The organism is Streptococcus sp. KHUD_014, from assembly GCF_051106275.1.
In the GTDB taxonomy this organism is placed as follows: Bacteria; Bacillota; Bacilli; order Lactobacillales; family Streptococcaceae; genus Streptococcus.
On sequence record NZ_CP193666.1, the window covers coordinates 930580 to 952794 of the forward strand.

Annotated in this window: 20 protein-coding genes and 1 pseudogene; 19 read left to right on the top strand and 2 right to left on the bottom strand. The window is 37.8% G+C overall.

Annotation, left to right across the window (positions count from 1 at the left end; translation table 11 throughout):
* Nucleotides 1-13 precede the first annotated feature (13 nt).
* The 3 genes from ACORHT_RS04515 to ACORHT_RS04525 all read left to right on the top strand — a co-directional run bounded on the left by ACORHT_RS04515 (nt 14) and on the right by ACORHT_RS04525 (nt 2938).
* On the top strand, nt 14-505 hold the full coding sequence (locus ACORHT_RS04515; RefSeq protein WP_049504976.1) for a DUF536 domain-containing protein: 492 nt from the start codon (nt 14-16) through the stop codon (nt 503-505).
* A 70-nt stretch (nt 506-575) separates the two neighbouring features.
* Nucleotides 576-1166, top strand: a complete 591-nt coding sequence (locus ACORHT_RS04520) for a 3'-5' exonuclease (protein ID WP_075229488.1) — start codon at nt 576-578, stop codon at nt 1164-1166.
* Nucleotides 1167-1174: 8 nt separating this feature from the next.
* Entirely contained in the window at nt 1175-2938 is a 1764-nt protein-coding gene (locus ACORHT_RS04525) for a glycerophosphoryl diester phosphodiesterase membrane domain-containing protein (RefSeq protein WP_075229489.1), read from the top strand.
* Between the two features lie 40 nt (nt 2939-2978).
* On the opposite strand, the gene ACORHT_RS04530 is transcribed toward ACORHT_RS04525, so the two are convergent.
* Complete coding sequence (locus tag ACORHT_RS04530; protein ID WP_075229510.1) at nt 2979-3278, bottom strand: YbaB/EbfC family nucleoid-associated protein; 300 nt, start codon at nt 3276-3278, stop codon at nt 2979-2981.
* 184 nt (nt 3279-3462) lie between these two features.
* On the opposite strand from ACORHT_RS04530, the gene efeO reads away from it, so the two are divergent.
* From efeO to ACORHT_RS04605, 15 genes are all read left to right on the top strand, one after another.
* Nucleotides 3463-4335 carry an iron uptake system protein EfeO gene (gene efeO, locus ACORHT_RS04535; protein WP_434350759.1) on the top strand — a complete coding sequence of 291 codons (873 nt, stop codon included), beginning with the start codon at nt 3463-3465 and terminating at the stop codon, nt 4333-4335.
* A gap of 5 nt (nt 4336-4340) precedes the next feature.
* Nucleotides 4341-5555 carry an iron uptake transporter deferrochelatase/peroxidase subunit gene (gene efeB, locus ACORHT_RS04540; protein ID WP_075229491.1) on the top strand — a complete coding sequence of 405 codons (1215 nt, stop codon included), beginning with the start codon at nt 4341-4343 and terminating at the stop codon, nt 5553-5555.
* Nucleotides 5530-7218: an FTR1 family iron permease gene (locus ACORHT_RS04545; protein WP_434350760.1), complete on the top strand. Its 1689-nt coding sequence runs from the start codon at nt 5530-5532 to the stop codon at nt 7216-7218. Before efeB ends, ACORHT_RS04545 begins: the two co-directional genes overlap by 26 nt.
* Complete coding sequence (tatC, locus tag ACORHT_RS04550; RefSeq protein WP_434350824.1) at nt 7218-7949, top strand: twin-arginine translocase subunit TatC; 732 nt, start codon at nt 7218-7220, stop codon at nt 7947-7949. The genes ACORHT_RS04545 and tatC overlap by 1 nt, the downstream gene beginning before the upstream one ends.
* Nucleotides 7933-8100, top strand: a complete 168-nt coding sequence (locus ACORHT_RS04555; RefSeq protein WP_434350761.1) for a twin-arginine translocase TatA/TatE family subunit — start codon at nt 7933-7935, stop codon at nt 8098-8100. Before tatC ends, ACORHT_RS04555 begins: the two co-directional genes overlap by 17 nt.
* Nucleotides 8101-8436: 336 nt before the next feature.
* Entirely contained in the window at nt 8437-9144 is a 708-nt protein-coding gene (locus ACORHT_RS04560) for an IspD/TarI family cytidylyltransferase (protein WP_434350762.1), read from the top strand.
* Nucleotides 9145-9148: 4 nt separating this feature from the next.
* Entirely contained in the window at nt 9149-10171 is a 1023-nt protein-coding gene (locus ACORHT_RS04565; protein ID WP_434350763.1) for a ribitol-5-phosphate dehydrogenase, read from the top strand.
* Nucleotides 10172-10183: 12 nt separating this feature from the next.
* Nucleotides 10184-11053: a choline/ethanolamine kinase family protein gene (locus ACORHT_RS04570; protein ID WP_434350764.1), complete on the top strand. Its 870-nt coding sequence runs from the start codon at nt 10184-10186 to the stop codon at nt 11051-11053.
* On the top strand, nt 11043-11921 hold the full coding sequence (locus tag ACORHT_RS04575) for a DMT family transporter (protein ID WP_414353252.1): 879 nt from the start codon (nt 11043-11045) through the stop codon (nt 11919-11921). Before ACORHT_RS04570 ends, ACORHT_RS04575 begins: the two co-directional genes overlap by 11 nt.
* Nucleotides 11922-11933: 12 nt before the next feature.
* Nucleotides 11934-12623, top strand: a complete 690-nt coding sequence (locus tag ACORHT_RS04580; RefSeq protein WP_434350765.1) for a sugar phosphate nucleotidyltransferase — start codon at nt 11934-11936, stop codon at nt 12621-12623.
* A 249-nt stretch (nt 12624-12872) separates the two neighbouring features.
* Nucleotides 12873-13673 carry a dihydroorotate dehydrogenase electron transfer subunit gene (locus ACORHT_RS04585; protein ID WP_434350766.1) on the top strand — a complete coding sequence of 267 codons (801 nt, stop codon included), beginning with the start codon at nt 12873-12875 and terminating at the stop codon, nt 13671-13673.
* On the top strand, nt 13636-14622 hold the full coding sequence (locus ACORHT_RS04590) for a dihydroorotate dehydrogenase (protein WP_434350767.1): 987 nt from the start codon (nt 13636-13638) through the stop codon (nt 14620-14622). Before ACORHT_RS04585 ends, ACORHT_RS04590 begins: the two co-directional genes overlap by 38 nt.
* Nucleotides 14623-14687: 65 nt before the next feature.
* Nucleotides 14688-15599 (top strand): bifunctional riboflavin kinase/FAD synthetase, encoded by a 912-nt coding sequence (locus tag ACORHT_RS04595; RefSeq protein WP_434350768.1) that lies wholly within the window; start codon nt 14688-14690, stop codon nt 15597-15599.
* Between the two features lie 174 nt (nt 15600-15773).
* Nucleotides 15774-16742 carry a hypothetical protein gene (locus ACORHT_RS04600; RefSeq protein ID WP_434350769.1) on the top strand — a complete coding sequence of 323 codons (969 nt, stop codon included), beginning with the start codon at nt 15774-15776 and terminating at the stop codon, nt 16740-16742.
* Between the two features lie 454 nt (nt 16743-17196).
* Complete coding sequence (locus tag ACORHT_RS04605; RefSeq protein WP_434350770.1) at nt 17197-18672, top strand: accessory Sec-dependent serine-rich glycoprotein adhesin; 1476 nt, start codon at nt 17197-17199, stop codon at nt 18670-18672.
* Between the two features lie 1386 nt (nt 18673-20058).
* On the opposite strand, the gene ACORHT_RS04610 is transcribed toward ACORHT_RS04605, so the two are convergent.
* Complete coding sequence (locus tag ACORHT_RS04610) at nt 20059-20232, bottom strand: hypothetical protein (RefSeq protein WP_434350771.1); 174 nt, start codon at nt 20230-20232, stop codon at nt 20059-20061.
* Between ACORHT_RS04610 and ACORHT_RS04615 the strand changes: the two are divergent.
* Nucleotides 20156-22147: pseudogene (locus ACORHT_RS04615) on the top strand (Rib/alpha-like domain-containing protein); the annotation flags it as partial. The gene ACORHT_RS04610 and the pseudogene ACORHT_RS04615 overlap by 77 nt on opposite strands.
* Nucleotides 22148-22215 lie beyond the last annotated feature (68 nt).

Sequence of the window (22215 nt, forward strand, 5' to 3'; positions counted from 1 at the left end):
TTCAGAGGATATTATGAGTATTGAGATGACTGTAAGTGAGATTGCTGAGGTCTTGGGCTTGTCCCGTCAAGCAATCAATAACCGTGTCAAGGAATTACCTGAAGAAGATACGACTAAAAATGATAAAGGAGTCACTGTGGTAACTCGCAGTGGCTTGATTAAGCTTGAAGAAATCTACAAAAAAACCATTTTTGAAGATGAACCTGTTAGTGATGATGTGAAGCAACGTGAGTTAATGGAGATTCTTGTTGATGAAAAGAATGCGGAAATCATCCGTCTTTATGAGCAACTAAAGGCTAAAGACAAACAGTTAGCTGAAAAAGATGAACAGATGCGTGTTAAAGACCGTCAAATCGCAGAAAAAGATAAGCAATTGGATCAACAACAACAGTTAACCCTACAAGCCATGAAGGACCAAGAAACCCTTCAGTTGGAGTTGGATCAGGCTAAGCAAGAAGTACAAGCAACGAAGAAAGGCTTCTTTGCTCGCTTATTTGGAGGATAAGAAAAAACTGCTTGGTTTCTAGGTATAACCAAGTAGTTTCTTTTTACAAATACAGTAAGGAATGGATAAGATGGAAAAATTAAGAGATTACATTTCATTTGATTTGGAATTTAATAAACACCAGGATAAAACTCACTTGATTCAGGTTTCTGCAGTCCGTTTTAAAGATGGTGAAGAAGTAGGAGCATTTGACTCATATGTTCATACAGATGTACCATTGAAAAGTTTTATAAACGGTTTAACGGGTATCACGTCTGAAACCTTGAAAGATGCTCCGAAGGTGGAAGATGTTCTCAAAGATTTTCAAGCCTTTATTGGTCAATTACCTATCGTTGGCTATAATGCAGCTAAGAGTGATTTACCGATTCTATTGGAACATGGTTTGGATTATAGTATCCAATATCAAGTGGATCTCTATGATGAAGCTTTTAAGCGACGTAGTTCGGATCTTCACGGGATTGCCAATCTCAAGTTACAAACTGTTGCAAGTTTTCTAGGATTTAAGGGACAATCTCATAACAGTTTAGAGGATGCTCGTATGACTGCTCGTGTTTATGAAGCATTCCTAGAGTCTGACGAAAGTAAAATCTTACTGGACGTCAAGAGTAGTCTTAACTCTAATCCCTTTGGTGGTTTAGATTTATCACAGCTGTTTGATTAGGAGGTTTTATGAAACCTGAAAAGCCTAAAAAATTGGGTTTTAAAAAGATTTACCTCAATCTTGATAAAATCCTCTTTCTATTTTTTCTAATCTTTATGTTGGTCGACTATATTTGGTTACCTTTGAATTCATTGATAGCGGGTTTTTTGCTAAGTCAGACGGGCTATTTGTTTATTTCTTACAATAACATTTTTGCCATTATCAAAAATGCTCCTATAGTCAGTATTGGCTTCTTAATCTTAATCATTCTTAACCTTTTAGTTGCTTATTTTCAACTCAGTCTTCTCTTTATAGGGGCGCGTCATCTTCTCTATCATGAGAAAAGAACACTGATAGAATACAGTCGTAAGGTCTTTCGTGAGAGTCTTGTCTTTATGAAAGGTCTGACAATTACAAAAGCCTTATTTATCTTCTTCTATGTTGCCATGCTTTTTCCTTTTATCAGGAAGTTTTTAAAGATTTATTATTTTAATAAAATCGTAATCCCAGAGTTTATTCAGACCTACATGGAAGATAAATACTGGATGTGGTGGCTAGGTATAATCATCTTGTCAATCCTCTTCCTCTACGTTTCTGTTAAGTTGGTATTTGTTCTTCCAAAAATCTTTTATGATAAGATGACAGTCAAGGAAGCTGTGCTCTATAGTCTTGAAAGAACTAGAAATCAATTCTGGTTTTACGCTTGGCATCTCTTTCTCATTGTTGTCAAAACAAATCTTTTCTTTTACTTGCTTCTAATCCCACTATTAGTTGGGCAGTTTTTAGTGGATGGTCTCACACAAAGAGAATCCTTGATTCTTGCTATTTCAAACTATACCTTGATTAAAAATATCCACTATATGGCCCTGACTTACTTCTTGGTTAAGTTCACCTCATTTTTAACGGGTGAGGAATTGGATATTATACCGAGACGAAAAAAAGACCATCTCATGAGATGGGGAGTTATGGGGTGTGCGAGTGTCATCTTTGCTATTGAAGGCTATGTCTATTTAGAAGCACCAGTTGCAAATCCTCCGCGCGTGATATCCCACCGTGGTGTTTCCAATGGTAATGGCGTGCAAAATACTGTAGAATCTCTAGAAAAGACAGCTCAACTAAAACCAGACCTTGTTGAAATGGATGTGCAGGAAACCAAGGATGGTCAGTTTGTCATGATGCACGATGCGAATCTGAGAAGTCTAGCAGGATTAAATGTGACCCCTCAAGACCTAACTTTAGAAGAGTTGAAGCAGATAGATATTTTTGAGAATGGCTATCAAACTAAGATATCAAGTTTTGATGATTATCTAAATCATGCCAACCAACTAAATCAGAAACTACTTATTGAGATTAAAACAAGTAGGAAAGATAGTGCTCAAATGATGGATCATTTTCTTGAAAAGTATGGTGCTAAGATTAAGGTTTATGGTCATCAGATGCAATCTCTAGATTACCATGTTATTGAAAAGGTAACCCAGTATGATAAGGAGATTCCAGTCTTCTTCATCCTGCCCTACAATTCCGTTTTCCCAAGAACAAATGCTACCGGCTATACCATGGAGTATTCTACTTTGGACGAATACTTTGTGACCAAACTCTGGAACACAGAGCAGAAGCTCTATGTTTGGACGATTAACGGTTCGGAATCCTTTAACAAATCGCTTCATCTAGGAGTAGATGGTATGATTACGGATAATTTGGAAATGGTACAAGAAGAACTTGAAACTGCCCAGGAAGACCCAGAATACGCCGATTTACTTCTAAAGAAGGCAACAGAATTCTTTACTTTTTAGATAAGACAAAAGAGGCTGAATTCAGCCTCTTTTTATGCTATTAGAATGGTAATTTTCCTGCAAAAGCACCGAGTTTCTTTTTGGTTGCCTCATCGATTTGTTCAAGAGCTGCATTCACTGCCTGAACAGTCATGTCAGAAAGAGTTTCGATGTCTTCAGGGTCAACAACCTCAGGATTGAAATCAATTTTTGTGACCTTCTTATCTCCAGTCAATGTCGCAGTTACAAGGTTTTGAACAGAAGTGCCAACAAATTCTGTAGCAGCAAGTTCCGCTTGACTTTGCTCCATTTGTTTTTGAAGTTTTTGAGCTTGACGCATCATGTTTTGCATATTCATCATAAGATTTAAGGTTTCCTTTAACAATTTTTTCTCCTTATTTTATCAATTTTAGATAGAAATGTCTAATGTTAATTTATAGCTTGTAATATTAAATTTTCTGACAATTCTATTGAAAAATGAGAAAAAGGATGCTATAATAAAACGAAAATAAAATGGGCTTCCCATGATTTAATAGGAGTATCTAATGAAAAAACTTGGTTTTATCCTTTTATCTTCGGCATTGTTGTTATCTGCTTGTGCAGTTCGTTTTGAACAATCGTCAACTACAAGTGATTCCTCTCAGGTTACAAAATTGTCAGAAGATAACCAAAAACTATTGGATAAGGCAACTAGTGACTACAAAGTATTTGTGGAAGAACAGATTGATAAACTTTTAACGGATACAGAAGGTTTTGTTCAACTATTGAAGGATGGTAAGTTAGAAGAAGCTAAAAAGGCATACCCTTTAATCCGTATGTCTTATGAACGTTCAGAGCCGATTGCAGAGAGCTTCGGAGAATCTGATGTGAAGATTGATTTTCGATTAGCAGACTACTTAGATGAAAACAAGACCGAAGAAGGTTGGTCTGGTTTCCACCGTATCGAGCGCATTCTTTGGGAGGAAAACACAACCAAAGGAACTGAGGTTTTTGGTGACCAACTGGTAAATGATATCAAGGAATTGAAGGCTAAGATTGCGACTGTAGATGTTGATTACAAGATTATGCTAACTGGGGCTGTCGATCTTCTAAATGAAGTAGCGACAAGTAAGATTACTGGTGAAGAGGAGATTTATTCTCATACAGATTTGTATGATTTCCGTGCAAATATCCAAGGTGCTGAGAAGATTTTCCAGCTATTTAAACCCTTGCTTGCAAAATCAGATGCAGCCTTGGTTAAGGAATTAGAGGAAGATTTCAAATCTGTCAATAGTTTGTTAGACAAACACATGACGGACAAGGAACATTATAAACTCTATACAGACTTAACGAAAGAAGACACTAAAGAATTGTCTGAAGCAGTGACAAAACTTGGTGAACCATTATCACAAATGGGTAAATTTCTTGGTGGAGAATAAGTAATATGACAAACAAAGGCGAAAAATTTTTTGAACAAAAAATGGACCGTCGAGAATTTCTAAAAAAAGCAGGTATCGGAGGTGCCGGTCTCGCACTTGGACTCTCTGGTGCTTCTGCTTTTTTCGCACCTAAGCTTGATGGTCAGGAGAAAATCTCGTACGGGGATGAAAAAATAGCCTTCTATGGTAAACACCAAGCTGGCATTACAACTGTCATGCAGAAAAACATCTATTTTGTTGTCTTGGATTTGTATACAACTGACAAAGAGAAAATCATCCAGTTATTTAAAGATTGGACGGATTATAGTGCCAAACTTGTAGAAGGAGAATTGGTTAAAAAAGATGGTAACAATAGCCTCTTGCCTCCAAGTGATACTGGAGAAACAGTTGGGCTTAATCCTCATCGTTTGACCCTGACTTTTGGAGTTTCGGCTAGTTTCCTAGAAAAAATGAAACTAGAGAACAAACGTCCAAAACTTTTTAGAGATTTACCTCCATTTCCAAAGGAACAATTACGAGAAAAGTACACGGGTGGAGATATTGTCATTCAAGCTTGTGCAGATGACGAGCAAGTTGCCTTTCATGCTGTTCGTAACCTTATCCGAAAAGGAAGAAATGCAGTTACTCTTCGTTGGAGTCAATCAGGTTTTGCAGCTATCGGTAATCGTATGGAAACTCCTCGGAATCTCTTTGGCTTTAAAGACGGGACTGCTAATGTTACCACTGAGAAAGAATTTGATCAGGTTGTGTGGGCAGATAGTAAGGATTGGATGGAAAATGGTTCCTACATGGCCGTTCGTCGCATCCAGATGTTCCTTGATACTTGGGATCGAACCAATCTGGAGGAGCAAGAAAATACCTTTGGACGCTATAAGGAAAGTGGAGCTCCTTTTGGTAAGAAAAACGAATTTGATGAGGTGGACTTGAGCCTTCTTCCTGACGATTCTCATGTACGCTTAGCAAAAGAAGTGGATAAACCTCTCCTGCGTAGATCCTATTCTTATTCTGATGGAATTGATGAAAAGACAGGTCAGTTTGATACCGGTTTGCTCTTTATCTCTTTCCAAAAGGACCCAGATAGCTTTGTTAAAGTGCAGACCAATCTGGGTGCTACGGATAAAATGAACGAATATGTTACTCATATAGGTAGTGGCCTCTTTGCCTGCTTTGGTGGAGTGGAGAAGGGAGGTTACATTGGGCAGAAATTATTTGAATCCTAAAAGTCTTATCCTCCTATTTGCTTGTTTCTTCCTATTGATTTTTCCGGTAGGAGCTAAGGAAAATTTGAGTCCCTACTTTGTGAAAATAACTGATGCAACTAAAGCTGTTAAAGAAGGCAAACAAGATCAGGCAAGAAAACTAATCGATGAAATTACCAAAGATTTCGAGAAAGTCGAGAATTCTAACTCTGAAGCAGGACGTCAAGTTCAAGAAAAGTTAGCCTTAACTGGTGATATTACTGAAGACCAGCTAACTCAGATTTCTTTAGCCCTTTTGTCATTTGAGAAAGAGCAAAATCCAGTCGACCTTGATGCAGAAAAAGAGAAACTTGTTTCACGATTAGATCCTCGTTTTGAAGCCTTAGATAAGGCAATCGCTTCTCAAGATCTGGGAGCAGTAAGAGAAGCCTATAAAAAAATGAATTCAACTTGGACCATCAATGAAGCAGTGGTTCGTGACCATAGTACAGCTCATTATGGGCAAGTGGAAACAGCAATTTCCTTTCTGCGTAGTAGCATTGAGACTGAACCAACGAACTTTGATTCTATTCAGGCATCGTTTGATGATTTGAAAACAGCCATTTCTAACTTTGTTGAAGGTACAGAAGTTGTAACGACATCATCCAACCTGACACTGAAGGAAGGGATAGATCTTTTAAAGAAGGCTTTGACCCAATTTCAAGCTGGTCAAGATAGTGAAGCAACTACAACCATGAAGGAGTTTATTACTATTTGGCCCACCATTGAGGGTTCTGTAAGTACAACCAATCCTTCCCTTTATACCAAGGTTGAAAGTGAAAGTCCTGTTATCATGGTTAAGGGAAAGGAAAGTGAATATCAAGAAAAGCTTTCTAGCTTGATTGCAGAATTGTCTCAAATTGATACTAGCACTTCCTACAATGCGTTTGATGCCATGCTCATCTTGCTCCGTGAAGGTGTAGAAGCACTCTTGATTGTCATGGCGCTAGTGACAACTTTGAAAGCTGCTAAGATGAGAAAGGGACTCAAGTGGGTCTATGGTGGTGCATTTGCTGGTATAGTGGCCAGTCTTTTAATTGCCTATATCCTTCAGATTGCCTTTCCAGCAGTCACCTCAGGAACTAACCGTGAAATCATCGAAGGTGCAGTCGGGATTTTTGCGGTTATCATGATGATTTTAATCGGTATTTGGCTTCATAGCAAATCTTCTGTTAAAAAATGGAATACTTTTATGGAATCACAAATGCAAACTGTCACGAAAACAGGATCTTTCCTTTCTATGTTTGCTCTGAGTTTTCTAGCCGTATTCCGAGAAGGTGCTGAGACGATTTTATTCTATGTGGGGATTCTGCCAAGGATTTCTAGTTTTGATTTTGTCTTAGGAATTTCTCTGGCTCTCTTAGTTTTAGTCGTGATTGCCTTTGTGATGAACAAGGCTAGTCAATTTTTCCTGCCTCATAAGGTTTTCTTTATCCTGACTTGGATGATTTATGCCTTAGCCTTTAAGATGACGGGAGTCAGCATTCATTCCTTTCAGTTGACAAATATGATCCCCAATCATCTGATCTCAGGAATACCAAGTATTGATATATTGGGAATTTACCCTAGCTTGGAATGTTTGGCAGGTCAGGTACTCTTTATTCTTGTGGTGATTCTTGTTACCATTAGACAGGGTGAAAAATGATGAATCGAAAGGAATTGACAATTATTGAACATTTGGTAGAATTTAGAAAGAGATTGCTAGCAGTAGTTGTTTGCTTCTTTCTAGTATTCTGTGCTTCACTTTTATTTGCTGATCAGGTTTATCAATTTATCACACAAGGCTTTAATCAGAAGTTAATCGTCTTGGGGCCGAATGATATTTTATGGATTTATCTTCGTTTGGCAAGTTTGATGGCCTTTAGCCTTACCTTGCCCTTTAGCGTTTATCAAGTGTGGAGTTTCGTTCGACCAGCCCTTAAAACTGAAGAAGCAGGAGCGGTTTTTGCTTATATCCCTGCAACATTTCTTTGTTTTATCTTGGGGTTAGCCTTTGGGTTTTATTTTGTGACACCAGCTTTACTTCAGGTCTTGTTGGGATTAGGTGAAAACTTATTTGAAACGCAGTTAACTGCACAAAATTATCTAGCTTTTGTCTTTCAAACTACTGTACCACTAGCATTTATTTTTGAATTACCAGTTATCATTGCTTTTTTAACCTCAATTGGTTTGATTGGCCCTGGCTTACTCATCGTTTATAGACGTTATGCTTATTTCATCTTATTAGTATTGGCTGTTATATTGACACCTGCTGATTTTATTAGCGATTTAGCGATGACTGTTCCTTTGATATTATTGTATGAGATTAGTATCGCTATTTGTAAATGGATTTTTAAGAGAAAAAGGAAAGGAGAAAAAGGTGGGAATCTTACGTGATATTGGTGCACCAGGCTTGATAGTCATTGTCCTTGGAGCATTGTTGATTTTTGGACCAAAATGCTTACCAGAGCTAGGCGAATCAGTAGGAAAGATGCTTGCCGAGTTTAAGAAAGCTGTTAAGGGCATCGGTGAGCAAGAAGAAAAATAAACGAATAACGATTGAATAGAGTTGAGAATTGTTGGCTTGGAATTATCTCTGGCTACAATCTCAACTTTTTTATTTAGTTTAAGGTTTTTTTAAGTTTTCTATAATATTCTGAAGAACTCTATATTAATAAGATTGACTAGATCTTGATAGGAGAAATGAGCCAATCATTTGTATTTTTTAAAAGAAAGTGCACTAGGAAGAAATAATGTTCAGATTATGGTTTACAAAAGAGCGTTTTCTAGGCATAAAGTCTTTGTATTTCTTTCAAGATAGAGCCAGATTGTGATATAATAGTTAACAATAAGTTTTTTTAGAATGAACTAAAGGAGTATAAAAATGATCTACGCTGGAATTTTGGCGGGTGGCACTGGCACACGCATGGGGATCAGTAATTTGCCAAAACAATTTCTAGAGTTGGGAGACCGCCCAATCTTAATTCACACTATTGAAAAATTTGTTTTGGAACCAAGTATTGAAAAGATTGTAGTTGGAGTCCATGGAGACTGGGTGACACACGCAGAAGATTTAGTTGAAAAATTCCTTCCGCTTCATAAAGATCGTATTATTATCACCAAAGGTGGTGCTGATCGTAATTCGAGTATTGAAAAGATCATCGAAGCTATCGATGCTTACCGTCCAATTACGGAAGATGATATCGTGGTAACTCATGACTCAGTTCGTCCTTTTATCACACTTCGAATGATTCAAGATAACATTGCTCTTGCACAAAATCATGATGCTGTTGATACTGTAGTTGAAGCCGTGGATACCATTGTTGAAAGTACAAACGGTCAGTTTATCACAGATATTCCAAATCGTGCTCATCTCTATCAAGGGCAAACCCCTCAAACCTTCCGTTGTAAAGACTTCATTGATTTGTATGGTTCTTTATCAGCAGATGAAAAAGAAATTTTGACAGATGCATGTAAAATCTTTGTCATTAAGGGTAAAGATGTAGCCTTGGCAAAAGGTGAATACTCAAACCTTAAAATTACAACAGTTACAGACTTAAAGATTGCTAAAAGTATGATTGAGAAAGACTAGAGACATGATTAATCAAATTTATCAACTGACCAAGCCAAAGTTTATCAATATCAAATATCAGGAAGAGGAAATTGATCAAGAAAATCATATCCTCATTCGACCAAACTATATGGCGGTTTGTCATGCGGATCAACGCTACTATCAAGGAAAACGTGATCCAAAAATCTTATCAAAGAAACTTCCAATGGCTATGATTCACGAGTCTTGCGGAACGGTCATTTCTGATCCAACTGGTACATATCAAGTCGGTCAGAAGGTTGTCATGATTCCAAATCAGCCACCAATGCAAAGTGATGATGAATTTTACGAGAACTACATGGCTGGTACTTATTTCTTATCTAGTGGTTTTGATGGATTCATGAGAGAGTTTGTTTCTCTTCCTAAGGATCGCGTGGTAGCCTATGAAGAAATTGAAGACACAGTTGCTGCTATTACAGAGTTTGTCAGTGTTGGCATGCATGCCATGAATCGTTTCATGACGGTATCTCACAGCAGACGTCAACGTATTGCAGTTATTGGTGATGGTAGTCTAGCCTTTGTAATGGCAAATATTATCAATTATACCTTGCCTGAAGCAGAGATTATCGTCATTGGACGTCATTGGGAAAAACTTGAACTCTTTTCCTTTGCGAATGAACGTTATATCACTGATAGTATTCCAGAAGATCTTAGCTTTGATCATGGATTTGAGTGTTGTGGTGGTGACGGTAGTGGACCTGCTATCAATGATTTGATTCGGTATATTAAACCCCAAGGTACTATTTTGATGATGGGAGTAAGTGAGTATAAGGTTAATATTAATACTCGTGATTCTTTAGAAAAAGGCTTGTTACTGGTAGGTTCTTCACGTTCAGGACGTGTTGACTTTGAAAAAGCTATCCAAATGATGGAGATTAAGAGATTTGCCAATCGTTTGAAGAATATCATTTATCTGGAAGAACCAGTACGAGAAATTAAGGATATTCACCGAGTTTTTGCTACAGATTTAAATACTGCCTTCAAGACAGTATTTAAGTGGGAAGTCTAATGGAGGATGATTGTGAAGGAAATCGTTAAAGAAAAGATTGCTTCTTTATTATTTGGTGACGAAGAAATACAGAGTGTTGAACAGTTGGGTGGAATGACCAATCAAAACTATTTGGTTAAAACATCCTCAAACCAGTACATCGTTAAGTTTTTCGGTAAAGGTACAGATAAATTAATCGACCGCCAGAATGAGAAGTTCAATCTTGAATTGTTGAAAGATTTGAAATTAGATGTAGAAAATTATCTTTTCGATATTGAAGCAGGAATTAAGGTTAATCAATACATTGAAAATGCTGAGACACTTGATTCAGCTACCATTAAAACCAAATTTGAAAAGATTGCACCAATTCTACAAACCATTCACTCTTCTGGTAAAGAATTAAAAGGAGAGTTTGCTCCTTTTGAGGAAATCAAAAAATATGAATCTCTGATTCAAGGTGAAATCTCTTATCCAAATTATGAAGATGTAAGAAAATCAGTTCTTTCTTTGAAAAATGAGCTTGAAGAAATTGGAATTGAGAAAAAATCATGTCACATTGACTTGGTTCCTGAAAACTTTATTGAAGGACCAGATGGACATCTTTATCTGATTGATTGGGAATATTCATCTATGAATGATCCCATGTGGGATCTGGCAGCCCTCTTCTTAGAATCTGAGTTTACTAGTGCGGAAGAAGAAGACTTTTTAAGTCATTATGAGGGTGACAAGACTCCTGTTTCGAGAGAGAAAATTCGTATTTACAAAATCTTGCAAGACATTATTTGGAGTCTTTGGACTATTTACAAAGAAGAAAATGGTGCAGATTTCGGAGATTATGGAATTTCTCGCTACAATAGAGCTGTAAAAGAATTGCAGTCTCAGGGAGGTATTGATGAAGACTAAAAACGGAGTTTCCTTTGGACTTATTTCAGGTATTTTTTGGGGATTAGGGCTAACCATTAGTGCTTATATCTTCTCTATATTTACTGACCTGTCACCTTTTGTAGTAGCAGCAGCGCACGACTTTCTGAGTATTTTTATCCTGCTAGGATATCTTCTAGTTAAAGAAGGCAAGGTACGTTTTTCAATCTTCTTGAACATTCGAAATGTCAGTGTCATCATTGGAGCGCTATTAGCTGGGCCGATTGGCATGCAGGCCAATCTCTATGCAGTCAAGTATATCGGTAGTTCATTAGCATCCTCAGTTTCAGCTATTTATCCTGCAGTATCTGTCATTCTCGCTTTCTTTTTCTTAAAGCATAAGGTTTCTAAGAACACAGTATTTGGAATCTTATTAATCATTGCAGGGATTATTGCTCAGACCTACAAGGTTGAACAAGTTAATTCCTTCTATATCGGAATACTCTGTGCCTTGATTTGTGCCCTTGCTTGGGGAAGTGAAAGTGTTCTCAGCTCATTTGCTATGGAAAGTGAACTCAGCGAACTCGAAGCACTCTTGATACGACAAGTCACATCTTTCTTGTCCTATCTTGTTATTGTTCTCTTCTCGCATCATTCATTTGCAGAAGTAGCAAATGGACAATTATTGGGACTTTTGATTATCTTTGCAGCATGTAATATGATTTCTTACCTTGCCTACTATATTGCTATTAATCGATTGCAACCAGCAAAAGCAACAGGTTTAAATGTGAGTTACGTAGTATGGACTGTGTTGTTTGCAGCAATTTTCTTGGGTTCACCCCTTAATTTACTAACCATCATTACTTCACTTATCGTAATGGCTGGTGTTTATATTATTATTAAAGAATAAAGGAGAAAACGCGTGAAAGCGATTATCTTAGCAGCGGGATTGGGAACTCGTTTGAGACCCATGACAGAAAATACTCCCAAAGCCTTGGTTAAAGTCAATCAAAAACCATTGGTTGAATATCAAATCGAATTTTTGATAGAACGTGGAATTGATGACATTATCATCGTTGTCGGTTATTTAAAAGAACAATTCGACTATCTTAAAGAAAAGTACGGGGTTCGTTTGGTCTTCAACGAAAAGTATGCTGATTACAATAACTTTTACTCTCTTTACCTGGTAAAAGAAGACTTGGCCAACAGCTATGTTATCGATGCGGATAATTATCTTTTCAAGAATATGTTCCGTAATGATCTCGAACGTTCAACTTATTTCAGTGTTTATCGTGAAGATTGTGATAATGAGTGGTTCCTAGTTTACGGAGATGATTACAAAGTTCAAGATATCATTGTCGATAGCAAAAATGGTCGCATCTTGAGTGGTGTATCATTTTGGGACGCTGCAACAGCTGAGAAAATTGTAGGATTTATTGACAAGGCATATGCAAGTGGCGAATTTGTGGACCTCTACTGGGACAACATGGTCAAAGATAATATTAAAGAACTAGATGTATATGTAGAAGAGTTGGAAGAAAACTCTATCTACGAAATTGACAGTGTCAAAGATTATCAAAAATTGGAGAAAATTCTCTCTTCACAAAAATAAGCAACTTTTATGAACTGATACCTTACCTATTTTTACTTGACTTTTTAGGATTGATACAGTATACTAGTGAAAATTTAACCTTTAAGGGAAGTCCAGAGAGACTCACAAGGTGTCAGAGAAAAGAAACTACGATTGAAGCAAGTAAAGCAAGTGCTTATTTGCTACTTTTGTGTAAATATCTTAACTGAAACCTTGCAATTGCAAGGTTTTTCTTTATCTGATCCCCTTAAAATTTAAGAAGGAAAAGTTATGAATCCAAATTGTAAAAAACGAATGGGTGCCATTCGCTTGGAAGTTATGAGAGTAGTATCTCAGGAGGAAATCGCGCCAGCAATCTTTGAGCTTGTACTTGAAGGAGAAATGGTTGAAGCTATGAAAGCGGGCCAATTTCTTCATTTGCGTGTACCTGATGATGCCCATCTCTTACGTCGTCCAATTTCGATTTCATCAATAGATAAGGTGACTAAGCAATGCAAACTTATCTATCGAGTTGAAGGAGCAGGGACAGCAATTTTTTCAACCTTAAAAACAGGTGATAGCTTAGATGTTATGGGACCTCAAGGAAATGGCTTTGACTTATCTGATTTAGACAAGCAGAGTCGTGTTCTCCTAGTCGGTGGAGGAATTGGTGTGCCTCCTTTACTTGAAGTAGCTAAACAACTGCATGAGCGTGGTGTAGAAATAACAACTGTTTTAGGCTTTGCTACTAAAGATGCTGTTATTTTAGAAGATGAATTATCCAGATTTGGTCAGGTATTTGTAACGACTGATGATGGATCTTATGGTATTAAAGGAAATGTATCGGTAGTGATTAATGAATTTGACACAAAATTTGATGCCATCTATTCATGTGGAGCGCCAGGTATGATGAAATACATCAATCAAACATTCCACGACCATCCAAGAGCTTATCTATCTCTAGAATCCCGCATGGCCTGTGGTATGGGGGCTTGCTACGCTTGCGTATTGAAAGTACCAGATAGCGAAACAGTTAGTCAACGTGTGTGTGAAGATGGGCCTGTATTTAAAACAGGAACTGTTCTTTTATAAGGAGAGTGTCATGACTACAAATCGATTACAAGTCTCTCTACCAGGCTTAGAACTAAAGAATCCTATCATTCCTGCTTCAGGCTGTTTTGGTTTCGGACAAGAGTATGCCAAATACTATGATTTGGATCTTTTAGGATCTATCATGATTAAGGCTACAACCCTTGAACCACGCTTTGGTAATCCTACTCCACGAGTGGCAGAAACACCTGCTGGTATGCTCAATGCCATTGGTCTACAAAATCCAGGACTAGATGCCGTTCTCTCTGAAAAATTACCTTGGTTGCAAAGAGAGTATCCTAATCTCCCTATAATCGCAAATGTGGCTGGATTTTCAAAGCAAGAATACGCAGCAGTTTCTAGTGGTATTTCCAAGGCACCTAACGTGAAAGCCATTGAGCTCAATATTTCTTGTCCAAACGTCGATCATGGGAATCACGGACTTTTAATTGGGCAAGACCCAGATTTAGCTTATGATGTGGTAAAAGCGGCCGTAGGGGCATCAAATGTGCCAGTTTACGTTAAATTGACACCAAGTGTAACTGATATCGTGACCATCGCAAAAGCAGTAGAGGACGCAGGAGCTAGTGGACTCACCATGATCAATACCCTTGTTGGTATGCGCTTTGATCTCAAAACTAGAAAACCAATCATTGCCAATGGTACTGGTGGAATGTCTGGGCCTGCAGTCTTTCCGGTAGCTCTTAAACTAATCCGTCAAGTAGCTCAAACAACTAATCTTCCAATCATTGGTATGGGTGGTGTTGACTCGGCAGAAGCTGTATTAGAAATGTATCTGGCTGGTGCATCAGCTATCGGAGTGGGTACAGCAAACTTTACAAATCCTTACGCTTGTCCTGATATCATTGAAAATCTTACTAGAGTCATGGACAAATATGGTATAGATAGTCTAGAGCAACTACGTAAAGAAGTGAAAGAAAGTTTACTCTAAGTTTTATGGGGTGAATTCAGTCTAAATTGTTTTGAAAGCGCCATTTTTCTGGTATAATAAATACTATGATTATTACAGTACCTATTAAAACAGAAAAAGACATTGCAACACCAGGACCAAACGTCCTTGTATTAGGTTATTTTGATGGAGTTCACCTTGGACATCAAAAATTATTTGATATAGCTTCTAAGATTGCTGCTGAAAAGCGCCAGGGAGTAGCTCTAGTAACCTTTAACGAATCACCAAAACTAACACTTAATCAATACTCACCTGAACACTTATTGCATATTTTGAATGCTAGTGAACGTGAGCGTAGATTGAAGCGAGCTGGAGTTGAGAGTTTGTATTTGATGGATTTTTCTAGTCGAGTTGCAAATATGACTGCCCAAGAATTCATTGATAGCTATGTCAAGGAAGCGAAGGCAGATACGATTGTAGTTGGTTTTGACTATACTCTTGGTTCAGATAGAAAAACAGCTGAGGATTTAAAAGAACTCTTCCATGGTGAAGTGATTGTCGTTCCACCAGTTGAGGACGAAAAAGGGAAAATTAGTTCTACACGTATTCGCCAAGCCATCTTAGAGGGTGATGTGAAAGAAGCTAGAAAACTTCTTGGTGCGCCACTGCCAACTAGAGGTGTAGTGGTTCATGGCAATGCCCGTGGTCGAACAATTGGCTTTCCTACAGCCAATCTAGTCAATTTGGATCGGACTTATATGCCGGCTGATGGTGTCTATGCTGTTGATGTTGAAATTCAGAGAAAAGTCTATCGTGGAATGGCTAGTCTAGGAAAAAATGTGACCTTTGATGGTGAAGAAGAGCGTTTTGAAGTTCATATCTTTGATTTTTCTGATGACATCTATGGCGAAACTGTAAATGTATATTGGTTAGACCGTATCCGTGACATGGTAAAATTCGATAGTATAGATCAATTACTCAAGCAACTTAAGCAAGATGAACAGATGGCAAGAAAATAGGATTTGAAATGATAGGAGAGTTTGAGATTATCTCAAGCTCTTTTTTTGAAATATCATATATTATTTTTGATAAGCGCTTTCTTTCCCGATTTAATAGTATTTGTCTTTAAGATGATTATTGAAATTTATAGGAATTTTTGCTATAATTTAATCATCAAACTAAAGGAGATTATGATGTTTAAAGAAAAAAGAAATAAAGGCTTTATTTCAGGGCTTATTCTTTCACTAGTTTTCTTTGCTTTTTCTGCAGGAACTGTCTTCATGTGGAATCATCACCAGCATCCAATGGATCCATTTTCAGATGATACTCGGTCAGGTAAAGAAGTTACTATGACTGTCTATGATATCTATCCAGAAGTAGTTGGAGAAGTTGATGGTGGAAGTGTTCTATACCTTGTGCAATATAGCAATGATGGTGATGGTAAATTTGCAGTTGTAGAGGCTAAAGAAAATGATAAAGAGATTCAAAAACTTATGGATCAAGCTGCAACTGAAACACTTATAGATAATCCAGCTACTCTAGTAGGTACACAGTTACAACCTCTAAGTAAAAATGTTAACAACAAATCTCGAAATAATAGAATTGTAGATTTGTCTGGCTTTCTTGACTCTATACTTGAACCTGATTCAACTGTTGCATTGAACATGAACTCAAGTGTCTATCTGAGTTTGACTGAACACTCAAAAGATGGCTGGTGGCATCTCATAAGTGCTGCAATTTTTGGAGGAATTGGACTATTTACATTAGTGGGTGCCTTTCTTCTTCGTAAAAAATCTATCGCAGCTTTTGAAGAGCTTTATCAAGCCTATCCTGAATTGCAAGGAAATGTTGAAAATCTAACTGGTTTGGCAGAATTTTATGATGAGAGTCTAAAGGTAATCCTCTATAAGAATCATCTCATCACTTACTTTAAAGGGACTCAAGCTTTAGACCTACGAGATGTTGAGCAACTCTATCTAGTCGAAACCAGAATTAACCGTTCCCTAATCACAAATAAAGTCTACCAGTTCTGCTATGTTCGTAAGAATGCTAAGAAAAAACAAGACATGACCTTGAAAACAACTAAAACAGTTCAAGAGCAACTGGAAGAACTTTGGGATATAATTTCAGATAAATTTCCAGATATTCATATAGGAGTTTAATAGCAAAGCATCGATTTTCGATGCTTTTTATGTATATGATAATTTGTCATAATTTTTAATAATTTGATTAGATTTTAGAGGAAATTATAAAATCAATTTATCGGCATGTTGTTATAAAGTTTACGAATATTTGATACAAATTAAAAATATGCAATTATCATTTGAGATTTCAAAAGAAATTCTATAATTTCAACTAAATTATAATACTTGGTAACAAAAATAAAAAGCATGAGTAAGACTTTTTAAAGGGTTCAAGATGCTAACAGAGTATAATCAAAGAAGTAGAATTTAATATTATTTTTAAAATTTATACCATAACATAAAATAAATGCATAAAATAAATAAGGTTTTCTTTCTAATTTTTGGTTAAATAATTAGAAAAAATAGTTAAAAAATGGTAGAATAAAAGGTAGCATCAATTTTTAGAATTGATAGAAAAACGGAAGGTGTTTAGATGTTTTTTAAAAGAAATGAAGGTCAATTTAGAGAAACAGATCGTGTTACAAGATTTAAGTTAATCAAGTCTGGTAAACACTGGTTACGTGCCTCTACATCCCTTTTTGGTTTATTTAAAGTCATTCGTGGCGGAGTGGATACAGCTCAAGTATCAACAGAGATTGTTGAGGAGCGTTCTTCTACACCATTGACAGGAATCGATGTCCTTAAGGGGATAGTAGCGGCTGGTTCGGTTATCGGAGGAGGAGCTATCGTTCAGACGCAGGTTTATGCTAATGAACAAACAGCAGTAGAAAAAGTAATTGATACAGATAGCACGCTCGTCAATACGGACAAAGTTGTCCTTGGGACAGTTGAACAAGAGGATCAAGATTTACCATCCTCAGATGTTACTTCTCAGTCTATCAGTGAGAGTGTATCAGTCTCTGAAAGTCATTCTTTATCAGAGTCTTTGTCTTCATCAGTGTCTGCAAGTACATCTGCGTCAGAGTCAGCTTCAACTTCTGCATCGACGTCTGCCTCAACTTCAATTAGTACATCTGAGTCAGTAGCTAAATCAGAAAGTCTTTCTGGGACTGGCTCTACAAGTCCTACAGTTACAAACTCGGCAAGTAAGAGTGTTGATGGCGGAACTACCAAGGCAGAGGATGGAGTAGCAAATAAAGCTAACGCTACAATTACCTATAATTCTACAGTAGCTAACTTGAATACTGCTTCAGCAAATGCAGTAGTATCTGACAAAGTCAATGCTAGTGAGGCAACTGTCTTAGCAACTGCTGCAACAGGGGTTGTAACTGCGACTGAAACTGACAAAAAACGTGCAGAGCAAGAGAAAAAACTCAAAGGCCTTTCAGATGAGATAGGAACCTATCTCGGTCGTCTGGGAAATCGTGAGGGGGCTGAAACTGCGCTTCTAAAAGGAAAAGCTACGATTGAAGCTATTCAAAATGCTTTGACAGATCCTAACGCTGACCTTAACACCCTTATCACTGAAGCTACTAGAACACGTAATAGCGTGGTGAACACGGTCCTTCGTGCTAGTTCTGGGGCGCGTGACTACCGTAATGGTCAAGCTTTGACTTCTTCAAATGACTTTCGTATCCCATTCAATACAAACGCTTCTTTGGGAAATGCAAGTTATGATCCTAAGGCCAAACTAATTGTTACCAATAAAAACCAAGCAAACTACTTTAAAACATCAGGAACTGCAAATCTAAGTGGTGGTACAGTAACCTTAACAAAGAACACAAGTGGGCAAGCCGGTTCCTATACATTGAAAACTAAGATAGATATGACTGAGAGCTTCACCCTAACAGGTAAGATCAATCTTGGAAATTCTTATGAAGGTAATACTACTAATGGTCACTATGGTGGTGATGGGATTGCGACGGTGTTTTCAACTGCGGAACCTGGTGTTATAGGAAATGCTAATGGAAACGGTTCAGGTGCTTCTCTTGGTATGGGGGGGAGATAATCTTAAAGGTTCTTTTGGATTTAAACTTGATACATGGCATAATACGGGTGCACCAGAAGCTGTAAATAAAGCATCTGCCGATCCAAAGATTAGTGGTTATCAAAATGGAGCATTTGGTGGTTTCATTTATAACTACAATGGTAGCAACAGAAATGCGCAAGGGACTGTCTATCCAGTAATCCGCACCTTTGAACATTTAAATCAAAACCCAACAGATAATTCTTTCAGAGACTACCAGGTTTCTTACAATGGAACGACCAAAGTGATGACTGTTACCTATAATGGTGGTCAAACCTGGTCTATGAATCTGCAATCAGATCAAATTGCGACTACAAGAGATATGAATGTAGATGGCCGTCCAGTTAATACAAATTCTCTCAGACTTGAGAATACAAGGAGAAGTTTGTTGGATAACGCTGGTAACCCTGAAGAACTAGCCTTGGCCCTCTTCGCTTCGACAGGCTCTGGAACCAACTTGCAACAGTTTAGACTAGAAAAATTTGAATATTCTGCTCGTGGTGCCTATGTTACAGTTAATTTCATCGATGCAGATACTGGAGAGGAAATCCCTGGTAAGGACGAGGTGCTTATCCAAGAACTTCCAGGAAAAACGGTCGATCTTAGTCAATATCTGAACATTAAAGGTTATCAGTTGAAGGCAACTAACGTTGCAACTGCCAAAGGATATGTATCGGGTAATAAAGTCACAGTTCTTGAAGGAAAACAAGGTATTACCTATGCCTTCCATAAACTCAAACAAAATGAACTTTATAATGCTACACCTAAAGTTCCAACTGTTTATACTTTGCAAGGGGAAGCTGCGACAGATGTTGCTAATGTAAATAACTTTGTCACTGTTGATCCTGTTGATAGTTCAACACCAGCTGTCACTGGACATAGCATTTCTTGGGTAACGCCAATCTCGACTAGTGCAACTGGGGCTCAATCAGCTCTAGCACGTGTTACCTATTCTGATAATTCGACAACGGATGTAACCATCAACTATACGGTCTATCCGAAAGTTGAAACCAAAACAAACAATGGTGTCAAAGGTCAATTTTATGCCTTTAAAGCAGTTCCAGGTAGTGATAAAACTGTTGGAGGAAGCTATGCCAATAATATTGGTGGCTATTCAAACCTCTATATCAATAGTAGTGACCTTCCATCAGGTACTACATTCTCTTATGAATATCGCCTGAATAACAATCCAAGTGCCACATTGAGTAAACAAGATGGGTCACCTGAATTTAGTAGCGTATGGCATACAACAGGAACTAATCCTGTGTCGCACCGTACAACTTACACAGTAAGAGCTACCTATCCAAATGGACGTTTTGGTACTGTATCATCTAGCAATGCAGCCCTAACAAGTGAAACTAGCTTTGACTATACTGTAGTTGATCCGGTAGCAAAACGAGAGTATGTTACTACAGTTGGTGATAAGGCTTCATTAGCGGATATTATTGCCAATCCAGGTAATGCTATTAAGAATTCTGATGCTGGAGTTGCGATACCTGCAGGTACAACATTCAGTTGGGAACAAACTCCTGACGACGCCATGGTTGCTAATCCAGGATTCTACACAAGAAAAGTAAGAGTGACCTTACCGCAAGGTTCTACTGATGCAGCAAGAAACAGCACATCTGTTCCAGTTATTTTCAAGGTCAATCCACAAGCACTACAAATCGCAGATAATCAGGTTACTAACACAGGTGGTCTTCCAAATAAAGGAATTACAGTCACCAATGTGACGCCGGGTGCACTTGTTACCCTGACATTAAACGGACATACATTCCCTAAGACTGCTGGGAATAATGACACAAGCGTAACCTTTACTGCGACAGATTTAAAGGCTGCCTATGATGGAAACAACGGTCTCCTTCCAACAGGTGACGTAACTGTTAAACAAAGTAAGGTTTTCCAAAATCCAGGTACTAGCGCAAATGAAACCTTGGAATCAACTACAACGACTAAAACTATTACCAAGGAAACTGTAGCACCTGAAGTAACTTTTGAACTTTATATTAAGAATGATAAGACTGGTCTATGGGAAAAACAAACGATCAAGAATAATGTTCGTCCTGGAGTCAGTGGTTACGAAGTCTTCGCAGGAGATGAGATTAAAGTTGTTTTAACTGCTAAAGATAATAGTGGTAAGATTAAAACTCTGAAATTAAACGATGGAACTTCAGATATCAGTCGTATTTTCCAAGATGGCTATGCTTCAAATGATACTGCCCCAGGTATCAAGGATACACCTACTACGGCTTCAACAACAAATCCAAAAGTATTAGAGTACACTGCTACTTACGGAGAAAATGTCCAATATAAAGATGGAAATAAATGGACTCGTGGAACGAATGCTACAGACTTATCGGACAATACTGGTAGAGTAACGGCTGTAGTTGCACAAGGAAAATTGAATGAAAAATTCCCAGGAGCTCAACCTACTAACGCCATTGCAGTTGCCAATCCAAATGCGTTGACAAATGATGAACGCACCAAGATTCTTGATGCAGTGAAAACGGCAAACCCTCAGGTAGCCAACCGCATTAGCGATTATAGTATTGCTACCGATGGTACTGTAACGATTACCTACAAAGATGGCACAACGAACGATGTGACTATTAAGGTAATTCCACAGGCACCAGTTATCTCAGTTGCTTCTACGAATGAAACTGGTGGTTTGCCAAATCGTTCGATTGTTGTGACCAATGTCACACCTGGAGCTCTTGTAACCTTGACTTTAGCAGGGCATACGTTCGAGAAGAGAGCTAAAGATAATGAAACAAGTGTTACTTTTGAACCTGCAGAAGATCTGAAAAAGGCTTACGACGGTAACAATGGTCTCCTTCCGACTGGAGATGTAACAGCTAAGCAGACAGTTGCTGGTCTCAATTCAGAAGTAACGAAAAGTAAGATTACTCCTGAACGTGTGAATCCAACAATTACCTATACTGTAACAGTAAATGGTCAAGAGCCTAAGAAAGATAGCAATGGTCGTTATCTGTTCTATGCTGGGGACAAGATCCAGATTACTTATACAGGTAAAGATAATAGTGGTAAATTAGTCACACTGAAGGTCTCTGGTAATAGAAAAGACTTGACGGACTTCTTCGAAAATAGACCTGAATGGGGAACTGGTCCAATCACAAATATTATCAATACCTTAACAAATGATGACCAAACTACCTTCACCATTAATGCGGTTACTAACAAAGACCTTGCTTGGAGATCAGGAAATACCTGGGGACGTTGGCTCAATGCTACAGATCCAAGTGGAAACACTGTTGACGTTGGAGAAATTCGAATTCAACAAGATAAGTTGCAGAACTTGTTTAATAAACCTGCGATTGACTTGACTGAAGTAAAGGATAAAAATCATTTATCAGAATCTGATAAGGACAAAGTTCGCGAAGAAATCAGAAAAGCTCATGATAAGGTTGTTCCAAACGGTCGTGATCGTATTTCTAGCATTGATGTAAGTGACAGCGGTGTTGCAACAGTCTATTATAAAGATAATGCTAAAGTAACATCTGGTAG

Coding starts and splice junctions, on each gene's coding strand:
- ACORHT_RS04515 (WP_049504976.1), top strand. CDS start 14: ATGAGTATTGAGATGACTGTAAGTGAGATTGCTGAGGTCTTGGGCTTG.
- ACORHT_RS04520 (WP_075229488.1), top strand. CDS start 576: ATGGAAAAATTAAGAGATTACATTTCATTTGATTTGGAATTTAATAAA.
- ACORHT_RS04525 (WP_075229489.1), top strand. CDS start 1,175: ATGAAACCTGAAAAGCCTAAAAAATTGGGTTTTAAAAAGATTTACCTC.
- ACORHT_RS04530 (WP_075229510.1), bottom strand. CDS start 3,278: ATGATGAATATGCAAAACATGATGCGTCAAGCTCAAAAACTTCAAAAA.
- efeO (WP_434350759.1), top strand. CDS start 3,463: ATGAAAAAACTTGGTTTTATCCTTTTATCTTCGGCATTGTTGTTATCT.
- efeB (WP_075229491.1), top strand. CDS start 4,341: ATGACAAACAAAGGCGAAAAATTTTTTGAACAAAAAATGGACCGTCGA.
- tatC (WP_434350824.1), top strand. CDS start 7,218: ATGAATCGAAAGGAATTGACAATTATTGAACATTTGGTAGAATTTAGA.
- ACORHT_RS04560 (WP_434350762.1), top strand. CDS start 8,437: ATGATCTACGCTGGAATTTTGGCGGGTGGCACTGGCACACGCATGGGG.
- ACORHT_RS04565 (WP_434350763.1), top strand. CDS start 9,149: ATGATTAATCAAATTTATCAACTGACCAAGCCAAAGTTTATCAATATC.
- ACORHT_RS04575 (WP_414353252.1), top strand. CDS start 11,043: ATGAAGACTAAAAACGGAGTTTCCTTTGGACTTATTTCAGGTATTTTT.
- ACORHT_RS04585 (WP_434350766.1), top strand. CDS start 12,873: ATGAATCCAAATTGTAAAAAACGAATGGGTGCCATTCGCTTGGAAGTT.
- ACORHT_RS04590 (WP_434350767.1), top strand. CDS start 13,636: ATGGGCCTGTATTTAAAACAGGAACTGTTCTTTTATAAGGAGAGTGTC.
- ACORHT_RS04595 (WP_434350768.1), top strand. CDS start 14,688: ATGATTATTACAGTACCTATTAAAACAGAAAAAGACATTGCAACACCA.
- ACORHT_RS04600 (WP_434350769.1), top strand. CDS start 15,774: ATGTTTAAAGAAAAAAGAAATAAAGGCTTTATTTCAGGGCTTATTCTT.
- ACORHT_RS04605 (WP_434350770.1), top strand. CDS start 17,197: ATGTTTTTTAAAAGAAATGAAGGTCAATTTAGAGAAACAGATCGTGTT.
- ACORHT_RS04610 (WP_434350771.1), bottom strand. CDS start 20,232: ATGGCGTCGTCAGGAGTTTGTTCCCAACTGAATGTTGTACCTGCAGGT.